The 14,846-nt window shown below is 72.7% G+C and carries 13 protein-coding genes; 9 read left to right on the top strand and 4 right to left on the bottom strand.

Annotation, left to right across the window (positions count from 1 at the left end):
- Positions 1–87 precede the first annotated feature (87 nt).
- The gene (locus SJY07_RS20025; RefSeq protein WP_380161326.1) at positions 88–522 is read left to right on the top strand and encodes a DUF4307 domain-containing protein; all 435 of its coding nucleotides are present in this window, start codon (positions 88–90) and stop codon (positions 520–522) included.
- Between the two features lie 133 nt (positions 523–655).
- Positions 656–1,153 carry a transcription elongation factor GreA gene (greA, locus tag SJY07_RS20020; protein ID WP_328292458.1) on the top strand — a complete coding sequence of 166 codons (498 nt, stop codon included), beginning with the start codon at positions 656–658 and terminating at the stop codon, positions 1,151–1,153.
- Between the two features lie 88 nt (positions 1,154–1,241).
- Here greA and SJY07_RS20015 read toward each other — a convergent pair whose 3' ends face one another.
- Positions 1,242–2,450 (bottom strand): AI-2E family transporter, encoded by a 1,209-nt coding sequence (locus SJY07_RS20015; protein WP_328292459.1) that lies wholly within the window; start codon positions 2,448–2,450, stop codon positions 1,242–1,244.
- Positions 2,451–2,540: 90 nt separating this feature from the next.
- Between SJY07_RS20015 and SJY07_RS20010 the strand changes: the two genes are divergently transcribed.
- The gene (locus SJY07_RS20010) at positions 2,541–3,968 is read left to right on the top strand and encodes a sigma 54-interacting transcriptional regulator (RefSeq protein ID WP_328292460.1); all 1,428 of its coding nucleotides are present in this window, start codon (positions 2,541–2,543) and stop codon (positions 3,966–3,968) included.
- Here the strand turns inward: SJY07_RS20010 and SJY07_RS20005 are convergent.
- Positions 3,956–4,564, bottom strand: a complete 609-nt coding sequence (locus SJY07_RS20005) for a rhomboid-like protein (RefSeq protein WP_380161325.1) — start codon at positions 4,562–4,564, stop codon at positions 3,956–3,958. The genes SJY07_RS20010 and SJY07_RS20005 overlap by 13 nt on opposite strands.
- A gap of 31 nt (positions 4,565–4,595) precedes the next feature.
- Positions 4,596–6,155 carry a CoA-acylating methylmalonate-semialdehyde dehydrogenase gene (locus tag SJY07_RS20000; RefSeq protein ID WP_380161324.1) on the bottom strand — a complete coding sequence of 520 codons (1,560 nt, stop codon included), beginning with the start codon at positions 6,153–6,155 and terminating at the stop codon, positions 4,596–4,598.
- 157 nt (positions 6,156–6,312) lie between these two features.
- On the opposite strand from SJY07_RS20000, the gene SJY07_RS19995 reads away from it, so the two are divergent.
- Together SJY07_RS19995 and SJY07_RS19990 are read left to right on the top strand one after the other, a co-directional pair.
- Positions 6,313–8,355 carry a VWA domain-containing protein gene (locus SJY07_RS19995; protein WP_380161323.1) on the top strand — a complete coding sequence of 681 codons (2,043 nt, stop codon included), beginning with the start codon at positions 6,313–6,315 and terminating at the stop codon, positions 8,353–8,355.
- A gap of 43 nt (positions 8,356–8,398) precedes the next feature.
- Positions 8,399–9,628 carry an MFS transporter gene (locus SJY07_RS19990; RefSeq protein WP_380161322.1) on the top strand — a complete coding sequence of 410 codons (1,230 nt, stop codon included), beginning with the start codon at positions 8,399–8,401 and terminating at the stop codon, positions 9,626–9,628.
- Positions 9,629–9,723: 95 nt separating this feature from the next.
- Here the strand turns inward: SJY07_RS19990 and SJY07_RS19985 are convergent, their stop codons facing one another.
- A complete protein-coding gene (locus tag SJY07_RS19985; protein ID WP_380161321.1) occupies positions 9,724–10,905 on the bottom strand; it encodes a cystathionine gamma-synthase in 1,182 nt (393 codons plus the stop codon).
- 105 nt (positions 10,906–11,010) lie between these two features.
- Here SJY07_RS19985 and msrA point away from each other — a divergent pair, with 105 nt between their 5' ends.
- The 4 genes from msrA (at position 11,011) to SJY07_RS19965 (ending at position 14,846) form a co-directional block, all read left to right on the top strand.
- Positions 11,011–11,652, top strand: coding sequence for a peptide-methionine (S)-S-oxide reductase MsrA (gene msrA / locus SJY07_RS19980; RefSeq protein WP_380162425.1), 642 nt, complete (start codon positions 11,011–11,013; stop codon positions 11,650–11,652).
- A gap of 234 nt (positions 11,653–11,886) precedes the next feature.
- On the top strand, positions 11,887–12,567 hold the full coding sequence (locus SJY07_RS19975; RefSeq protein ID WP_328292468.1) for a response regulator transcription factor: 681 nt from the start codon (positions 11,887–11,889) through the stop codon (positions 12,565–12,567).
- A 6-nt stretch (positions 12,568–12,573) separates the two neighbouring features.
- The gene (locus SJY07_RS19970) at positions 12,574–13,755 is read left to right on the top strand and encodes a sensor histidine kinase (protein WP_380161320.1); all 1,182 of its coding nucleotides are present in this window, start codon (positions 12,574–12,576) and stop codon (positions 13,753–13,755) included.
- On the top strand, positions 13,752–14,846 hold the full coding sequence (locus SJY07_RS19965) for a hypothetical protein (RefSeq protein ID WP_328292470.1): 1,095 nt from the start codon (positions 13,752–13,754) through the stop codon (positions 14,844–14,846). The genes SJY07_RS19970 and SJY07_RS19965 overlap by 4 nt, the downstream gene beginning before the upstream one ends.

Raw genomic sequence — 14,846 nt, 5'->3', positions numbered from 1 at the left:
CGGGCGGGTGGGACGATCGGGGTCCATCCTCGCCGATCCGTCCCGCCCCGCGAGCACCACCCTCGCCCGTCACCCCAGGAGCTCACCGTGTCCAGCCGCCAGGCGCCCCGGGACCTTCCCCCCGACGTGCTCGCGCAACGCTACGGACGTCGTCCCCGGCGCACCGGCAGGCCCTGGTACCGCAGCCCGGTGCGCCTCGGCGCCGCGATCGTCGGCGCGGTGCTGGTCATCGCCTACGGCGTGTGGATCTCGGTGGCGCAGTCCTCGGGCGCGGCGTACCAGGAGATCAGCCACACCATCGTCGACGACCGGACCGCCGAGATCCGCTTCAGCGTGACCCGCGAGCCGGGGACGGCCGTGCGCTGCCAGGTGCACGCCCTCGACGAGGGGTCCTCCGAGGTGGGGCTGCTGCAGGTCGACGTCCCCGCCTCGAACGAGCGCGACGTCCAGGAGTCGGTGCAGGTCAGGACGACGTCGCGGGCCGTGACGGTGGGCGTGGAGTCCTGCAGCACGGTGGAGTAGCAGTGGAGCCGTCCCGGTTCGAGGACTAAGCTTGACCGTTCGAGTCGCTCGCTCCCGCGGTCGCGGGGCCGGCGACTCGATTGTTTGCGGGAGGGCACCAGGCCCGCCCGGGGCACGTGACAGGGAGCAGACCGTGAGCGAGACGACCACCGGCAGCGTGACGTGGCTGACCCAGGACGCCTTCGACCGGCTGAAGGCGGAGTACGACCACCTCGCCGGGGAAGGCCGCACCGAGCTCGCCAAGCGCATCGAGCAGGCGCGCGAGGAGGGCGACCTCAAGGAGAACGCCGGCTACCACGCCGCCAAGGAGGAGCAGGGCAAGCAGGAGCTGCGCATCCGTCAGCTGCGTCACCTGCTCGAGACCGCGCAGGTCGGCGAGGCCCCGCCGTCGGTGGCCGGCGAGGTCACCCTCGGCTCGGTCGTGACGGTCGAGCTGGCCGGCGAGGAGATGGTCTTCCTGCTCGGCAGCCGGGAGATGGGCGACGGCGCCGGTCTCGACGTGTACAGCGAGAAGTCGCCGCTGGGCGCGGCGATCATCGGCAAGCAGCCCGGGACCGAGGTCGCCTACACCGCGCCGAGCGGCAAGAAGGTGCCCGTGAAGATCCTCAGCAGCGAGCCGTTCCACGCCTGAGGCTTGCGGCTCCCGGTGGGATCGTTGCCTCCCCGAGGTCACCAGACGACCTCGGGGAGGCAACGATCCCACCGCCCCGGGACCAGCCTCAGCGCTTGACGTCCGGCGCGCTCTCGTCGTCGAGGTGCTCGGAGGCGTCGTTGGGTGCGGGGGTGTCGGGGGCCAGCGGCGCGTCCGAGGCGTCGATCTCCGCGACCTCCTCGGTGGGTCTCCCCGAGCGGGCCAGCGCCGAGACGCCGGTGTTCAGCACCGCGACGAGCGGCACGGCGAAGAGGGCACCGACGATCCCGAAGACCGTCGCCCCGCCGGCGACGGCGAGGATCACGGCCAGCGGGTGCACGGCCACGGCCCGGCCCATGAGGAAGGGCTGCAGCAGGTGGCTCTCGACCTGCTGGACCAGGATAATCACGCCGAGCATGATGAGCGCGACGACGGGCCCCTGAGCCACGAGCGCGACCAGCACGGCGACGATGCCGGACAGCAGGGCCCCGACGATCGGGATGAACGCGCCGAGGAACACGACGAGACCGAGCGGCACCGCCAGCGGCACCTGCAGGATGGCCGCCCCGATCGCGACCCCGGCGCCGTCGACGAAGGCGACGATGACGGTGGCGCGCATGTAGTGCACGAGGGTCAACCACGACGAGCGGGCGGCGTCGTCCAGGGGGTCGCGGGCCGGCTGCGGCATGAGGTGCAGCAACCAGGACCAGATCCGACGGCCCTCGAGCAGGTAGAAGAAGGTCGCGAACAGGGTGATGAAGAAGCCGGCCACGAGGTGCCCGGCCGTGGTGGCGACCGAGGTCGCCCCCGAGACGATGGCCTCGCGGTTGTCGGAGATCGCCGTCTCCACCTGGTCGACGTAGCCCGAGATCGCCGACGACGACAGGTGCAGCGGGCCGCTGGAGAGCCAGCGCTCGACCTCGCCGACGCCCTCGGTGGCGGAGTCGGACAGGTCGCCGAACCCGCTGGCGGCCTGGGTGGAGATGAGCGTGACGAGGCCGGCGACGATGGCGAGCGCCAGCAGCAGGATGACGAGGGCGGCGACGGGGCGCGGCACCCCCAGGCGGTTCGCGCGACCGACGAGCGGCCCGAGCAGCGCGGTGATGAGCAGCGCCACCAGGACGGGGATGAGGATCTCGCTGACGAAGCTCAGTCCGTAGGCCAGGACGACCACCGCGCCGACGACGGCGATGAACCGCCAGGACCAGTCGGCCGCGAGGCGGAGCGCCGGCGAGACGTAGGGGCGGGAGGGATCGTGGGCCGGGTGTCTCCCGGCGCGGTCGGCAGCGCGTTGCACGGGATCATCCTGCCCTCCGGCGGGCCGGTCAGCCCGTGCTGGGCACGAACGCCGGTGCGCGTCGTCGCGACCGGACGTAGGTTTCACCTCGTGAGCACCAGTGAGATTCCCACGCTCCCCCTCGAACCCCCTGCGGAGCTCCCCCGCACCCTCGGCGCGCTCCGGGCCTCCGGGCACCGCCACGTCGGGGTCAAGCAGGAACTGCGCGCCAACCTCGTCGCCCGCATGCGGGCGGGTGAGGACCGCTTCCCCGGTGTCGTCGGCTACGAGGACACCGTCGCACCCGAACTGGAACGGGCCCTGCTCGCCGGTCACGACGTCGTCCTGCTCGGCGAACGCGGTCAGGGCAAGACCCGGCTGCTGCGTTCCCTCGTCGGTCTGCTCGACGAGTGGACCCCCGTCATCGAGGGCAGCGAGCTCAACGAGCACCCCTACGCACCCCTCACGCCGGCCTCGCGGCGCCGGGTGGCGGCCGAGGGCGACGACCTGCCGGTCGCCTGGTTGCACCGCTCGCTGCGCTACGGCGAGAAGCTCGCCACGCCGGACACCTCCGTCGGTGACCTCATCGGCGACGTCGACCCGGTGAAGGTCGCCGAGGGTCGGGCCCTGGGCGACCCGGAGACGATCCACTTCGGTCTGGTGCCCCGCACCAACCGCGGGATCTTCGCCGTCAACGAACTCCCCGACCTCGCCGAACGCATCCAGGTGTCACTGCTGAACGTGCTGGAGGAGCGTGACATCCAGGTCCGCGGCTACCAGCTGCGGTTGCCGCTGGACCTGCTGCTGGTGGCGAGCGCGAACCCCGAGGACTACACCAACCGCGGCCGGATCATCTCGCCGTTGAAGGACCGCTTCGGGGCCGAGGTGCGCACGCACTACCCGCTGGAGGTGTCCACCGAGATCGACCTCGTCCGTCAGGAGGCCGACGTCGTCGCGGAGGTCCCGGAGCACCTCCTCGAGGTGATCGCCCGGTTCACCCGCGCGGTGCGCGAGTCGCCCGCCGTCGACCCGGCTTCCGGCGTCTCGGCCCGGTTCTCGATCGCGGCGGCCGAGACGGTCTCCGCGGCCGCCCTGCGTCGGCACGCGTTGTCCGGTGAGACCGGGGACCCGGTCGCGCGCGTGGGGGACCTGCACACCGTCGTCAGCGTGCTCGGCGGCAAGGTGGAGTTCGAGCAGGGCGAGGAGGGCCGGGAGGTCGAGGTCCTCGAGCACCTGCTGCGCACCGCGATCGCCGAGACCTACCGCTCGCTGCTGGGCGGGGCCGAACTGTCCGGGTTCTCCGAACTGGTGACCGAGGGCCGCACCGTCGAGACCGGTGATCTGGTGCCGGCGGAGAAGCTGCTGGAACAGGTCGGGACGATCGCGGGGCTCGCGCAGGTCCTGGACCGGCTGGGGTTGGCGGACGCCACCGCGGGTCGCGCGGCGTCGGGGGTCGAGTTCGTCCTCGAGTCCCTGCACCTGACCCGTCGTCTCGACAAGCTCGTCCTCGACGACGGCCGGACGGTCTACGGCAGCTGAGCCTGTCTGGCCCGGTGGGCCACGAGCGCGAACGTCAGGCCGATCCCGAGGGCGATGAGGTGGCCCACCGCGGTGAAGTCCGGCGCGAGGGCCAGGATCGCGACGAGTGCAACGGCGGGCAGCACGACGTAGGGCAGCCGCACCCGTCGCGGCACCCTGGCCGCGAGCAGACCGATGACGCACGCCAGCCCGTAGCTGACGCCGACGTCGGGGGCGTGCGCGACGCCCGGGTCGAGTCGGCCGTGGGTCAGCTGGGCGGCGAGCACCACGGCGACGGTGAGGGTGGCGCCGACGTGGCCGAACCCGAACGCCAGCAGGGTGGGGACCCGGCCGATCCACCGGGTGCAGGCGGTCAGGGCGAGCACGAGCGGGACGAGGATGAGCAGGCCCTCGCCGTCCGGGACGACGATCGAGGACAGCAGCAGCACCCGGAACGGGAAGCGGCGCAGGTTCGCGAGGTTGGTGCTGGAGTCCTGGACGAACGCGACCTGGTCGCGGTCGGGCTGCACCTTGAGGGCCGCGAACACCGCGAGGACGATGACGGCGTAGACCAGGGCGATCTCGGCACCCCGCAGGTGACGACGGAGGGGGCGCACCCACCCAGTGTGGACGCGCCCCCTGTGAGACTCAGTCGTTCTGCGGGAACCCCAGGTTCAGGCCGCCGTGGCTGGGGTCGAGCCAGCGTTCGGTGACGACCTTGCCGCGGGTGAAGAAGTGGACGCCCTCGACGCCGTGGGCGTGGGTGTCGCCGAACAGCGACTGCTTCCAGCCGCCGAAGGAGAAGTACGCGACCGGGACGGGGACCGGTACGTTGATGCCGATCATCCCGACCTGGACCTCGTTGCGGAACTTCCGCGCGGCCCCGCCGTCGTTGGTGAAGATGGCGACGCCGTTGCCGTACTTGTTGGCGTTGATGAGGTCCAGACCCTCGGCGTAGCTCTCGACGCGGACGACGGAGAGGACCGGGCCGAAGATCTCGTCGGTGTAGATCGACATGTCGGTGCCGACCTTGTCGAAGAGGGTGGGCCCGAGCCAGAAACCGTCCGCATCGCCGTCGGGGACGACCTCGCGGCCGTCGATGACCAGTTCCGCGCCCTCGGTGACGCCGGCGTCGACGTAGCCGGTGACCTTGTCGCGGTGGGCGCCGGTGACCAGCGGGCCCATGTCGCACCCGCGCCGGCCGTCACCGGTGCGCAGGGTCGCGACGCGGTCCTTGATCTTGGCGATGAGCTCGTCGGCGACCGAGTCCACCGCGACGAGGGCGGAGACGGCCATGCAGCGTTCCCCGGCGGAGCCGAACCCGGCGTTGACGGCCGCGTCGGCGGCCAGGTCGAGGTCGGCGTCGGGCAGGACGAGCATGTGGTTCTTCGCGCCGCCGAGGGCCTGGACGCGCTTGCCGTGCGCGGTGCCCGTCTCGTAGACGTACTTCGCGATCGGGGTGGAACCCACGAAGGAGACGGAGGCGACGTCGGGGTGGGTCAGCAGGCCGTCGACGGCGACCTTGTCGCCGTGCAGGACGTTGAAGACGCCGTCGGGCAGCCCGGCGTCCTTCCAGAGCCGGGCGATGAAGTTCGCCGCGGAGGGGTCCTTCTCGCTCGGCTTGAGGACGACGGTGTTGCCGGCCGCGATGGCGACGGGGAAGAACCACATCGGGACCATCGCCGGGAAGTTGAACGGCGAGATGATCGACACGACGCCGAGCGGCTGGCGGATGGAGTAGACGTCGATCTTGGTGGAGGCGTTCTCGGTGAACGCGCCCTTCACCAGGTGGTTGATGCCGCAGGCGAGTTCCACGACCTCCTGGCCGCGCGAGACCTCGCCGAGGGCGTCGGAGACGACCTTGCCGTGCTCGGCGGTGATGATCTCGGCGAGCTCGCCCTTGCGCTCGTCGAGGAGCTGGCGGAACTTGAACAGGATCGTGGTGCGGCGGGCGAGCGAGGTGTCGCGCCAGGCGGGGAACGCGGCCTTGGCGGCGGCGACGGCGGCGTTCACGTCCCCGGGCGAGGCGAGAGCGACGGTCTTGGTGCGCTTGCCGGTGGCCGGGTCGTAGACGTCCGCCGCTCGGTCGCCGGACCCCGCAGAGGCGGCACCGGAGATCCAGTGCTGCACGAGCGGCAGGTCGAGCGCACCAGCGTCGGCGGTGGTGCTGGCGGTGGTGGTGGTCACGAAGCCCTCCTCGGACGTCATCGGCGGGACGACTCCCGCCAAGGTGTCGAACGCGGCCCATCATGCCACCCGGACGACCCCCTTTGTCCAGACAAACTGTCATGGAAATCAGGGGTCGGGCGACGCTCCGTCGAGAAGCCCGTGGCGGATGTCCGAGGTCGGACGTAGCTTCTGAGGCGTGGCAGGACGTGATGCGGGCGGTCGGGACAGCTGGAGCAGGCGACGCGGCGGACGGTACCGCTACGGGGAGTGGGCGGGCGGCCCCGATCCGCTGGCCCCGCCCTACGACGTCCGGGCGGCGCTGGACGAGGTCGGCCAGCAGGTCCTGCGCGGCGGCTCGCTGCGCGACGCCCTGCGCGACCTGCTGCGCAACGGGCCCGACGGCCGCTCCGGCATGGACGACCTGCGAGCCCGGGCCGCCCGGATGCGCCGCGACGCGGCCCGCCGCGGGGACCTCGACGGCGCCCTGACCAAGGCCCGCGCCCAGCTCGACCAGGCCCTCGCCGCCGAACGCGACGAACTCTCCGGCCGCGACGGCGACGACGCCCGCTTCAACGAGGCCCGCCTCGACGCGCTCCCCCGCTCCACCGCCCAGGCCGTCCGCGACCTCGAGGACTACCAGTGGGCCAGCGAATCGGCCCGTCAGCAGTACCAGCAGATCCTCGAGAGCCTGCGCAACGACGTGCTCGACCAGCAGTTCCGCGGCATGAAGCAGGCGCTGGAGAGCGGCGACCCCTCGACCATGCAGGCGCTCAAGGACATGATGAGCGACCTCAACGACCTCCTCGCCAAGAAGGCCCGGGGGGAGGACACCCAGGCCGACTTCGACGAGTTCATGGCCAAGCACGGCGACACCCTCGGCGAGGAGGGCATCGAGAACCTCGACGACCTGGTCGACTCCCTCGCCCGCCGCGCCGCGGCGGCGTCGCGGTTGATGCGCTCGCTCTCGCCGCAGCAGCGCGACGAGCTGTCCTCGCTGATGCAGCAGGCCATGGGCGACGACGTCGACCTCCAGGCGCAGATGTCCCAGCTCAACGACAACCTGCGCGCCCTGCGCCCCGACCTGGACTTCTCCCGCGGGGAACGGGTCCGCGGTCAGCGCGGCAGCGAACCCCTCGGCTACGGCGAGGCGGCCGACGCGCTGCAGGACATCTCCGAGCTCGACGACCTGCTCGACCAGCTCGGCCAGGAGCACCCCGGCGCGACGCTGGACGACGTCGACGTCGACGTCCTGGAACGCCAGCTCGGCCGCGGTGCCGCCGACGACCTGCGCCGGCTGCGCGACCTCGAGCGGGAGCTCCAGCGGCAGGGCTGGCTGTCCCGCTCCTCCGAGGGACTCACGCTGTCCCCCAAGGCGTTGCGCCGGCTCGGTCAGACCGCGTTGCGCGACGTGCTCGGTCGCCTCGACGCGGGTGGTCGCGGCGACCACGACAACCGCGACGCCGGTGCGGGCGGTGAACCGACCGGGTCCACGCGGGGCTGGGAGTTCGGCGACGAACAACCCCTCGACGTCGTCCGGACCGTCTCGAACGCGCTGAAGCGCGGCGCGGCGCAGGGACGCACGGGGGCGGTGAAGCTGTCCTGGGAGGACTTCGAGGTCGTCGAGACCGAACGTCGCGCGGGGGCCGCCGTCGCGCTGTGCGTCGACCTGTCGTACTCGATGGCCGCCGAAGGCCGCTGGGGTCCGATGAAGGAGACGGCACTCGCGCTGTCACACCTGATCTCGACGAAGTTCCCCAACGACGCGTTGCAGATCATCGGGTTCGGGCTGCACGCGCAGCCCATGACGGTCGGCGAACTCGCCGAGGTCGAACCCGACTTCGTGCAGGGCACCAACCTGCAGCACGCGCTGAGCCTGGCCCGCCGCCACGTCCGGCGGCACCCCGACGCCGAACCCGTCGTCCTCGTCATCACCGACGGGGAACCCACCGCCCACCTCGACGACACCTACGGCACCCCCGAGGCGGTGTTCCAGTGGCCGCCGACGCAGGCCACCATCCGGGCCACCGTGCAGGAGGTCGACCAGCTCACCCGGTTCGGCGCGACGATCAACCTGTTCATGCTCGGCGAGGACCCGGGGCTGCGTCGCTTCGTCGAGGCCGTGGCCCGGCGCAACGGTGGGCGCGTCCTCTCGCCCAGCCCCGAACGACTGGGGCGCTACGTCGTCGACGACTACCTGCGCTCGCGGGCCGGGCGCCGGGGGAACCGCCGGGCCTCCTAGAAGTCGCTGGTCCCCGCCGGGAGGGGTGTGCCACGGTGCTCGGGTGAGCAACGCCGCCCGCGTGGTCGAGGTCGTCCTCCCCCGCCGGCTCGGGACGGGTTTCCGCTGGCTCATCGCCTCCAGCTGGGCCAGCAACCTGGGCGACGGACTGGCGCTGGCCGCCGGGCCGTTGCTGGTCGCCTCCCTCACCGACGACGCGTTCCCGGTGGCGTTGGCCGCGCTCGCGGCGTGGCTGCCGCCGCTGCTGTTCGGGTTGAGCGCCGGGGTGCTCTCCGACCGGGTCGATCGGCGGCTCATCGTCCTCACCGTCGACGGTGTGCGGGCCCTCGTCCTCGTCGCGCTGGCCGCGGTCGTCGCGACCGGGCACGCGAGCATCCCGCTCGTCCTCGGCGCATTGTTCCTGCTCGCGACCGCCGAAGTCTTCGCGGACAACACGGCGAGCACGCTGCTGCCGATGCTCGTCGCCCGCGACGACCTGGCGGTCGCGAACGCCCGCATCCAGACGGGTTTCGTCACGGTGAACCAGCTCGCCGGTCCACCGCTGGGCGCCCTGCTCTTCACCCTCGCCCACGCGACCCCGTTCGCGGCCCAGGCCGGGCTCTGCGCCCTCGCCGCGGTGTTCGTCGCCCGTATGCGCCTCCCCGCGCGGGAGGCGGAACGCGCGAGCACCACGCCGTGGCACGACGTCGCGGAGGGGATCCGCTGGACCGCCCACCACCCGGCCGTGCGGGTCCTCGTCGCGACGATCTTCATCTTCAACGTCACCTTCGGTGCCGCGTGGTCGGTGCTCGTCCTCTACGCGCGGGACCGGATCGGGCTGGGCGAGATCGGTTTCGGCCTCGTGACCACCGTCGGAGCGGCCGGCGGCATCGTCGGCGTCCTGGCCTACGGCTGGATCACCCGCCACGTCTCCCTGGGCAACCTCATGCGGATCGGGTTGGTGGTCGAGACCTTCACCCACCTCGGCCTCGCGCTGGCCCGGACCCCGTGGGTCGCGCTCCCCGTGTTCTTCGTCTTCGGCGCGCACGCGTTCGTCTGGGGCTCGACGTCGATCACCGTGCGCCAGCGCGCCGTCCCGCACGGGTTGCAGGGCCGGGTCGGCGCCGTCAACACCGTCGGCACGTTCGGTGGACTGGCGATCGGCAGCGGGTTCGGAGCGGTGCTCTCGCAGCACGTCGGCGTGACCGCGCCGTTCTGGTTCGCCTTCGCCGGGTCGGCGGTCTTCGTCGTCCTGATCTGGCGGCCGCTGCGCCACGTGGCCCACGGCGACTGACCGACGGCGGCTGGGCGGGTGAGTGGGGTGGGATCGTTGCCTCCCCGGGGTCGCTCAACGTCCTCGGGGAGGCAACGATCCCACCCCCAGGAGACTCAGCCCAGCGCCTGCGCGAGGTCGGCGACGAGGTCGTCGGCGTCCTCGATCCCGACGGACAGTCGCACGAGGTCGTCGGGGACCTCGAGCAGCGAACCCGCCACCGAGGCGTGGGTCATCCGGCCGGGGTGCTCGACGAGGGACTCGACCCCGCCGAGGGACTCCCCCAGGGTGAACAGCTCGGTCGCCCCGCAGACCTTCAGGGCGTCCTCGACCGAGGCCAGGCGGAAGCTGATCATCCCGCCGAAGCGCTTCATCTGCCGGGCGGCGACGTCGTGGTTGCGGTGCTCGGGCAGGCCCGGGTACAGGATCCCCGTGACCCGCGGGTGGGACTGCAGGAACTCGACGACGCGTTCGGCGTTGTCGCAGTGGCGTTCCATCCGGACGGCGAGGGTCTTCAGCCCGCGCTGGACGAGCCAGGAGTCGAAGGGACCGGGCACCGCGCCCAGGGAGTTCTGGTGGAAGCCGATGCGCTCGGCGAGGGAGTTCCCCCGCCCGTCCTCGCCGTCGCGCACGACGACGGCCCCGCCGACGACGTCGGAGTGCCCGCCGGCGTACTTGGTGGTCGAGCTGATGACGAGGTCGGCGCCGAGGGTCAGCGGTGTCTGCAGGTAGGGCGTCGCGAAGGTGTTGTCCACGACGAGCAGGGCCCCCGCAGCGTGGGTGATCTCGGCGATGGCCGCGATGTCGCCGACCGTGAGCAGTGGGTTGGTCGGCGTCTCCAGCCACACCAGGCGGGTCCGGCCGGGCTGGACGGCGGCGCGCACGGCGTCCAGGTCGGCCAGGTCGACCGGGGTGTGCTCCACGCCCCACGGTTCGACGACCCGCTTCACCAGCCGGTAGGTGCCGCCGTAGGCGTCGTTGGGGATGACGACGTGGTCGCCGGGCTTGAGCAGGGCCCGCAGGATCCCGTCCTCGGCGGCGAGACCGGAGGCGAAGGCGAACCCGGCGGCACCCTGCTCGAGGGCGGCGAGCTGGGTCTCCAGCGAGGCGCGGGTCGGGTTGCCGGAGCGCGAGTACTCGTAGCCGGCGCCGAGCCCGGTCCGCAGCGCGCCGACGCCGTCCTGCTTGTAGGTGGAGACCTGGTAGATCGGCGTCACCACGGCCCCGGTCGAGGGATCGGCCTCCTGGCCGGCGTGGATGGCTCGGGTGGAGAAGCCTGGCAGCTGCGCATCAGTCACGAGGTCCAGAGTAGGGAACGTCCGGGCCGCGACCGTGGTTGAGGAAGACACGACGGCGGAGAAGGAGCTGGTGACGTGCTGTTCGGCAACCCGTTCAAGACGACGATGGTGACCGCGGACGAGGCCCTCAAGGGCTCGGAGACGCGACGCTTCGAGGTCCCGACGACCCACACGGTCCTCGGTACCCCGCTCGAAGGCCCGTGGCCCGAGGGCACCGAGGTGATCTCGTTCGCCATGGGCTGCTACTGGGGCGCGGAGCGCATCTTCTGGCAGGTCCCGGGCGTCGTGACGACGGCGGTGGGCTTCCAGGGTGGCTTCACGAAGAACCCGACCTACGACGAGTCGACGACCGGGCGCACCGGCCACGCCGAGACGGTCCTGGTCGCCTACGACCCCACCCGGGTCAGCCCCGAGGTCCTGCTGAAGACGTTCTGGGAGAACCACGACCCGACCCAGGGCTTCCGCCAGGGCAACGACCGCGGCACGGAGTACCGGTCCGCGATCTACACGACCACCGACGTGCAGTGGGACGCCGCGCAGAAGACGCGCGAGACGTTCCAGCGCGAGCTCAGCGAGCACAAGCACGGCCAGATCACGACGGAGATCCGCAAGGCCTCCGACGCGGGCCCGTTCTGGTACGCCGAGGACTACCACCAGCAGTACCTGGACAAGGTCCCCAACGGCTACTGCAACCACGGCCCGAACGGTCTGACCTGCCAGATCGGTCTGGTCTCGACGGGCGACTGACCCGTTGACGCCACGAGGGGACGGTGCCCGTGGGCACCGTCCCCTCGTGTGCGTACGCCCCCCAGCGCATGCTCGGCCACCCGTCCCCCCGGCGGGGTGCCTGCAACGATCCTCGCAGAGGGGGGTACCTGGTCGGCACCATCCGGACACCCCCCTTTCGGGGTGCACCGTCGTCCCCGCCCGGCAGCAGGCGGTCCGAGATCCCGGTAGCCTCGGCGCGGAAGGAGGACCGACGTGACCATCTTGCGCATCGCGGCGGTCGACGACCACCCCGCGCTCCTCACCGGTCTCCAGCTCGAGCTGGCCCGGTTGGACGCGGCCCTGCAGTTCGTCGCCACCGCACCGACCGTCCCCGACCTGCTGTTCCAGCTGCAGGGGGCCCCCGGGCCGGACGTCGTCCTGCTCGACCTCAGGTTGGGCGACGCCTCGCGCCCGGCGGACAACGTCCGCTCCCTCCTCGAGGCCGGCAGCCGCGTCCTCGTCTACACCGAGGGACGCGCGCACGCCGAGGCGCTGGAGGCGTTGCAGGCCGGCGCCCAGGGTGTTCTGCTCAAGGACCGCCCGGTCGCGACGGTCGCCGAGGCGCTGCGGTCCATCGCGGACGGCGACACCCTGCAGTCCGCCGAGACCGCGGCCGCGCTGCAGGTCGACGAGACGCTCACGTCGCACCTGTCCCCGCAGGAGCGACGCGTCCTGGAGCTGTACGCGGGGGGCATGCCCGCCCGGTCGGTGGCCCTGCGCCTCGGCGTCACGCTCGAGACGGCCAAGAGCTACCTGAAGCGGATCCGCGCGAAGTACGCCGCACTGGACCGGCCCGCCTACACCCGCATGGAGCTCTACCGCCGTGCCGTCGAGGACGGCGTCCTCGCCCCGCTGGCCTCCCCCGCCCCGGGTCTTCGTGACCTGCGGGACTGACCTGAGGTGACGCGCCGCGGCGTCCACCGGCTCCTGGCGCTCGTCCTGGCCCTGGGTCTGGTCTCGGTCGCGCCGACCGTCGTGACGAACCTGCTCGCCGGGCGGTCGCAGTTCCCCGTCGCCTGGTCCGCCTCGATCTGCGCCGGCTACCTGGTGATCCTGGCGGCGCTGCTGACCCAGGCCGTCCGACGGGGCTCCTGCCAGGTCCCCGCGTGGGGTCTGGTCGTCCTCGGTGACCTGGCCCTGGCCGGCTACCCGCTGCTGGCGACCCGCGCCGACGACGACGTCCCGTGGGTGCTGGCGCTCTCCGCGCTGACCGTGGGCGCCGGGGCGGTGGCCGCGCCGTCGCTGAGGGGGACGCTGGGGCTGACGTTCCTGCACCTCGCCCTGCGGGGGCTGCTGCAGGTCAGCGGCGTCTGGTTCGTCGCCCCCGACGTCGGCGTCCTCGAGGCCGTCGGACTGCTCGTCGTCGCGATCGCCGTGTCCGTCGCCGTCCAGGCCGTGCACGACGCGGCCCACCAGGTCGAGTCGGCCCGCACCACCGCCGATCGCGCCGCGGCCGCCGCGGCCGCGGCCCGCGCGGTGGAGCTGGAGAACTCCCACTGGGACGGCATCGTGCACGACGACGTGCTCGCCTCGCTGTCGCTGACCGCGCACGCCCGTGACGACGTCGCCGACCGGGTGCGCGCCGCGGCCGCCGCGGAGCGGGCGCTCGCGAGCATCGACGCGGGGTCCACCGGTCTGCGCGACCCGGCACCGGTCGGGCTGGGAGAGACGGTGTCGCGCCTGCAGGACACCGTCCTCGCGCTGCACCCGCAGGCGGTGCTGAGCACGCCGCCGGTCCCCGTCGGCCGCCTCGCCCCGGAGGCCCTCGAGGCCCTCGTCGCGGCGACGGCGGAGGCCGTGCGCAACGCGGTGCGGCACGGGTCGTCGGCGGGGGCTGCGCCCACCGTCCGGATCCGGATCCGCGCGGACGTGGCGCGGGGCCGCTTCAGCGTCGAGGTGCGCGACGACGGGGTCGGGTTCGACACCCGTCGCGCCACCCCCCGCCTCGGGCTCGCGGTCTCGGTGCGTCGGCGTGCCGACGTCGTCGGCGGCCGGGCGCTGGTGCGCTCGGTCCCGGGGGTCGGCACCGTCGTCCTTCTCGGCGTCCCGTTGCTGGACGTCACCGCCGAGGTCGTGGGGTGACCGGGGTCCAACGGGCCTGTCTCATCGGCACGGTCATCTGGCTGTTCTCGCACGGGCCGCTGGTGGCGTTGCTGTCCCTGCACCAGCACCGCGCGCCCGCGCTGTCGCTGCTGGCCCTGACCGTCGTCCTGATCGTGAGCGCCGTCGCGGTCCGCCCCCTGCTCGGGCGGCCGCTGGACCTCTCCACCCGCGCCGCCCTGGGGATGGCGCTCGTCGTGCCGCTGAGCGGACTGGCCGTCACCCCGTTCCTCGACGAGTCGCTGTGGCGCACCTACGGCGACTACTGGCCGGGACTGACCCAGATCGTCGTCGCCGCGCTGGTGATGCGCCGGCAGTGGCTGCCGGGGCTGATCGCCGAACTCGCCTCCGCCGCGGTGCTCGGTGTCCTCGTCGCCGGCTCCGACCTGCCGGACCGGGCGGTGGTGTTCGCGGCGCTGAACCAGCCGGCCATCGTCTGGTTCACCGCCTCGGTCGGGGTCCGGTTCGTCTTCGACCGCACCGCCCGCGACGTCGCCCGCTACGACGCCGACACCGGACGGGCGATCGCCGCGCAAGCGAGCACGCAGGCCCGGGACGCGAGCGCCCGGGCACGCCGCGAGGACCTGGAGCACGGTGTCGTGCCGCTCCTGCGGCGGGTCGCGATGACCCGGCCCGGGGCCCCGACGTGGTCGCTGCTGTCCCGGGGCGCCCTGGTGCTGGAGCGGCAGCTGCGCGACGACCTGCGCGCCCGCGAACTCCTCGACGACACCGTCCGGGCCGGCCTGCGCGAGGCCCGGGCGCGCGGCTGCACCGTGGACGTCGTCGACGACCGCGGCACCGGGGTCGAGGACCGACCCGAGTTCGTCGCCGCCGTGCGGGCCGTCCTGGCTCCCGCGCTGCGCGTCTGCACCGACGCCCGGGTCACCCTGCGGCTCACCCCGGGCGGGCGGCACGCGACGTTGTCCGTCGACGGCTCCGCCGCCGACGCCGACGCGGTCGCGACGTCGTTGCGGGCGGCGGAGCTGCGCGGGACCCCGCTCACGGTGGAGACGGAGGTGGACCTGCTCGACGGGGCCGGTTCGCTCTGGGCGGACCTGCGCCCGCCCCGCTGA

The sequence above is a fragment of the Kineococcus sp. R86509 genome (assembly GCF_042466365.1).
Lineage (GTDB): Bacteria > Actinomycetota > Actinomycetes > Actinomycetales > Kineococcaceae > Kineococcus.
Note: the sequence above shows the minus strand (reverse complement) of the source record. Positions and strands in the feature narration are given on the sequence as shown.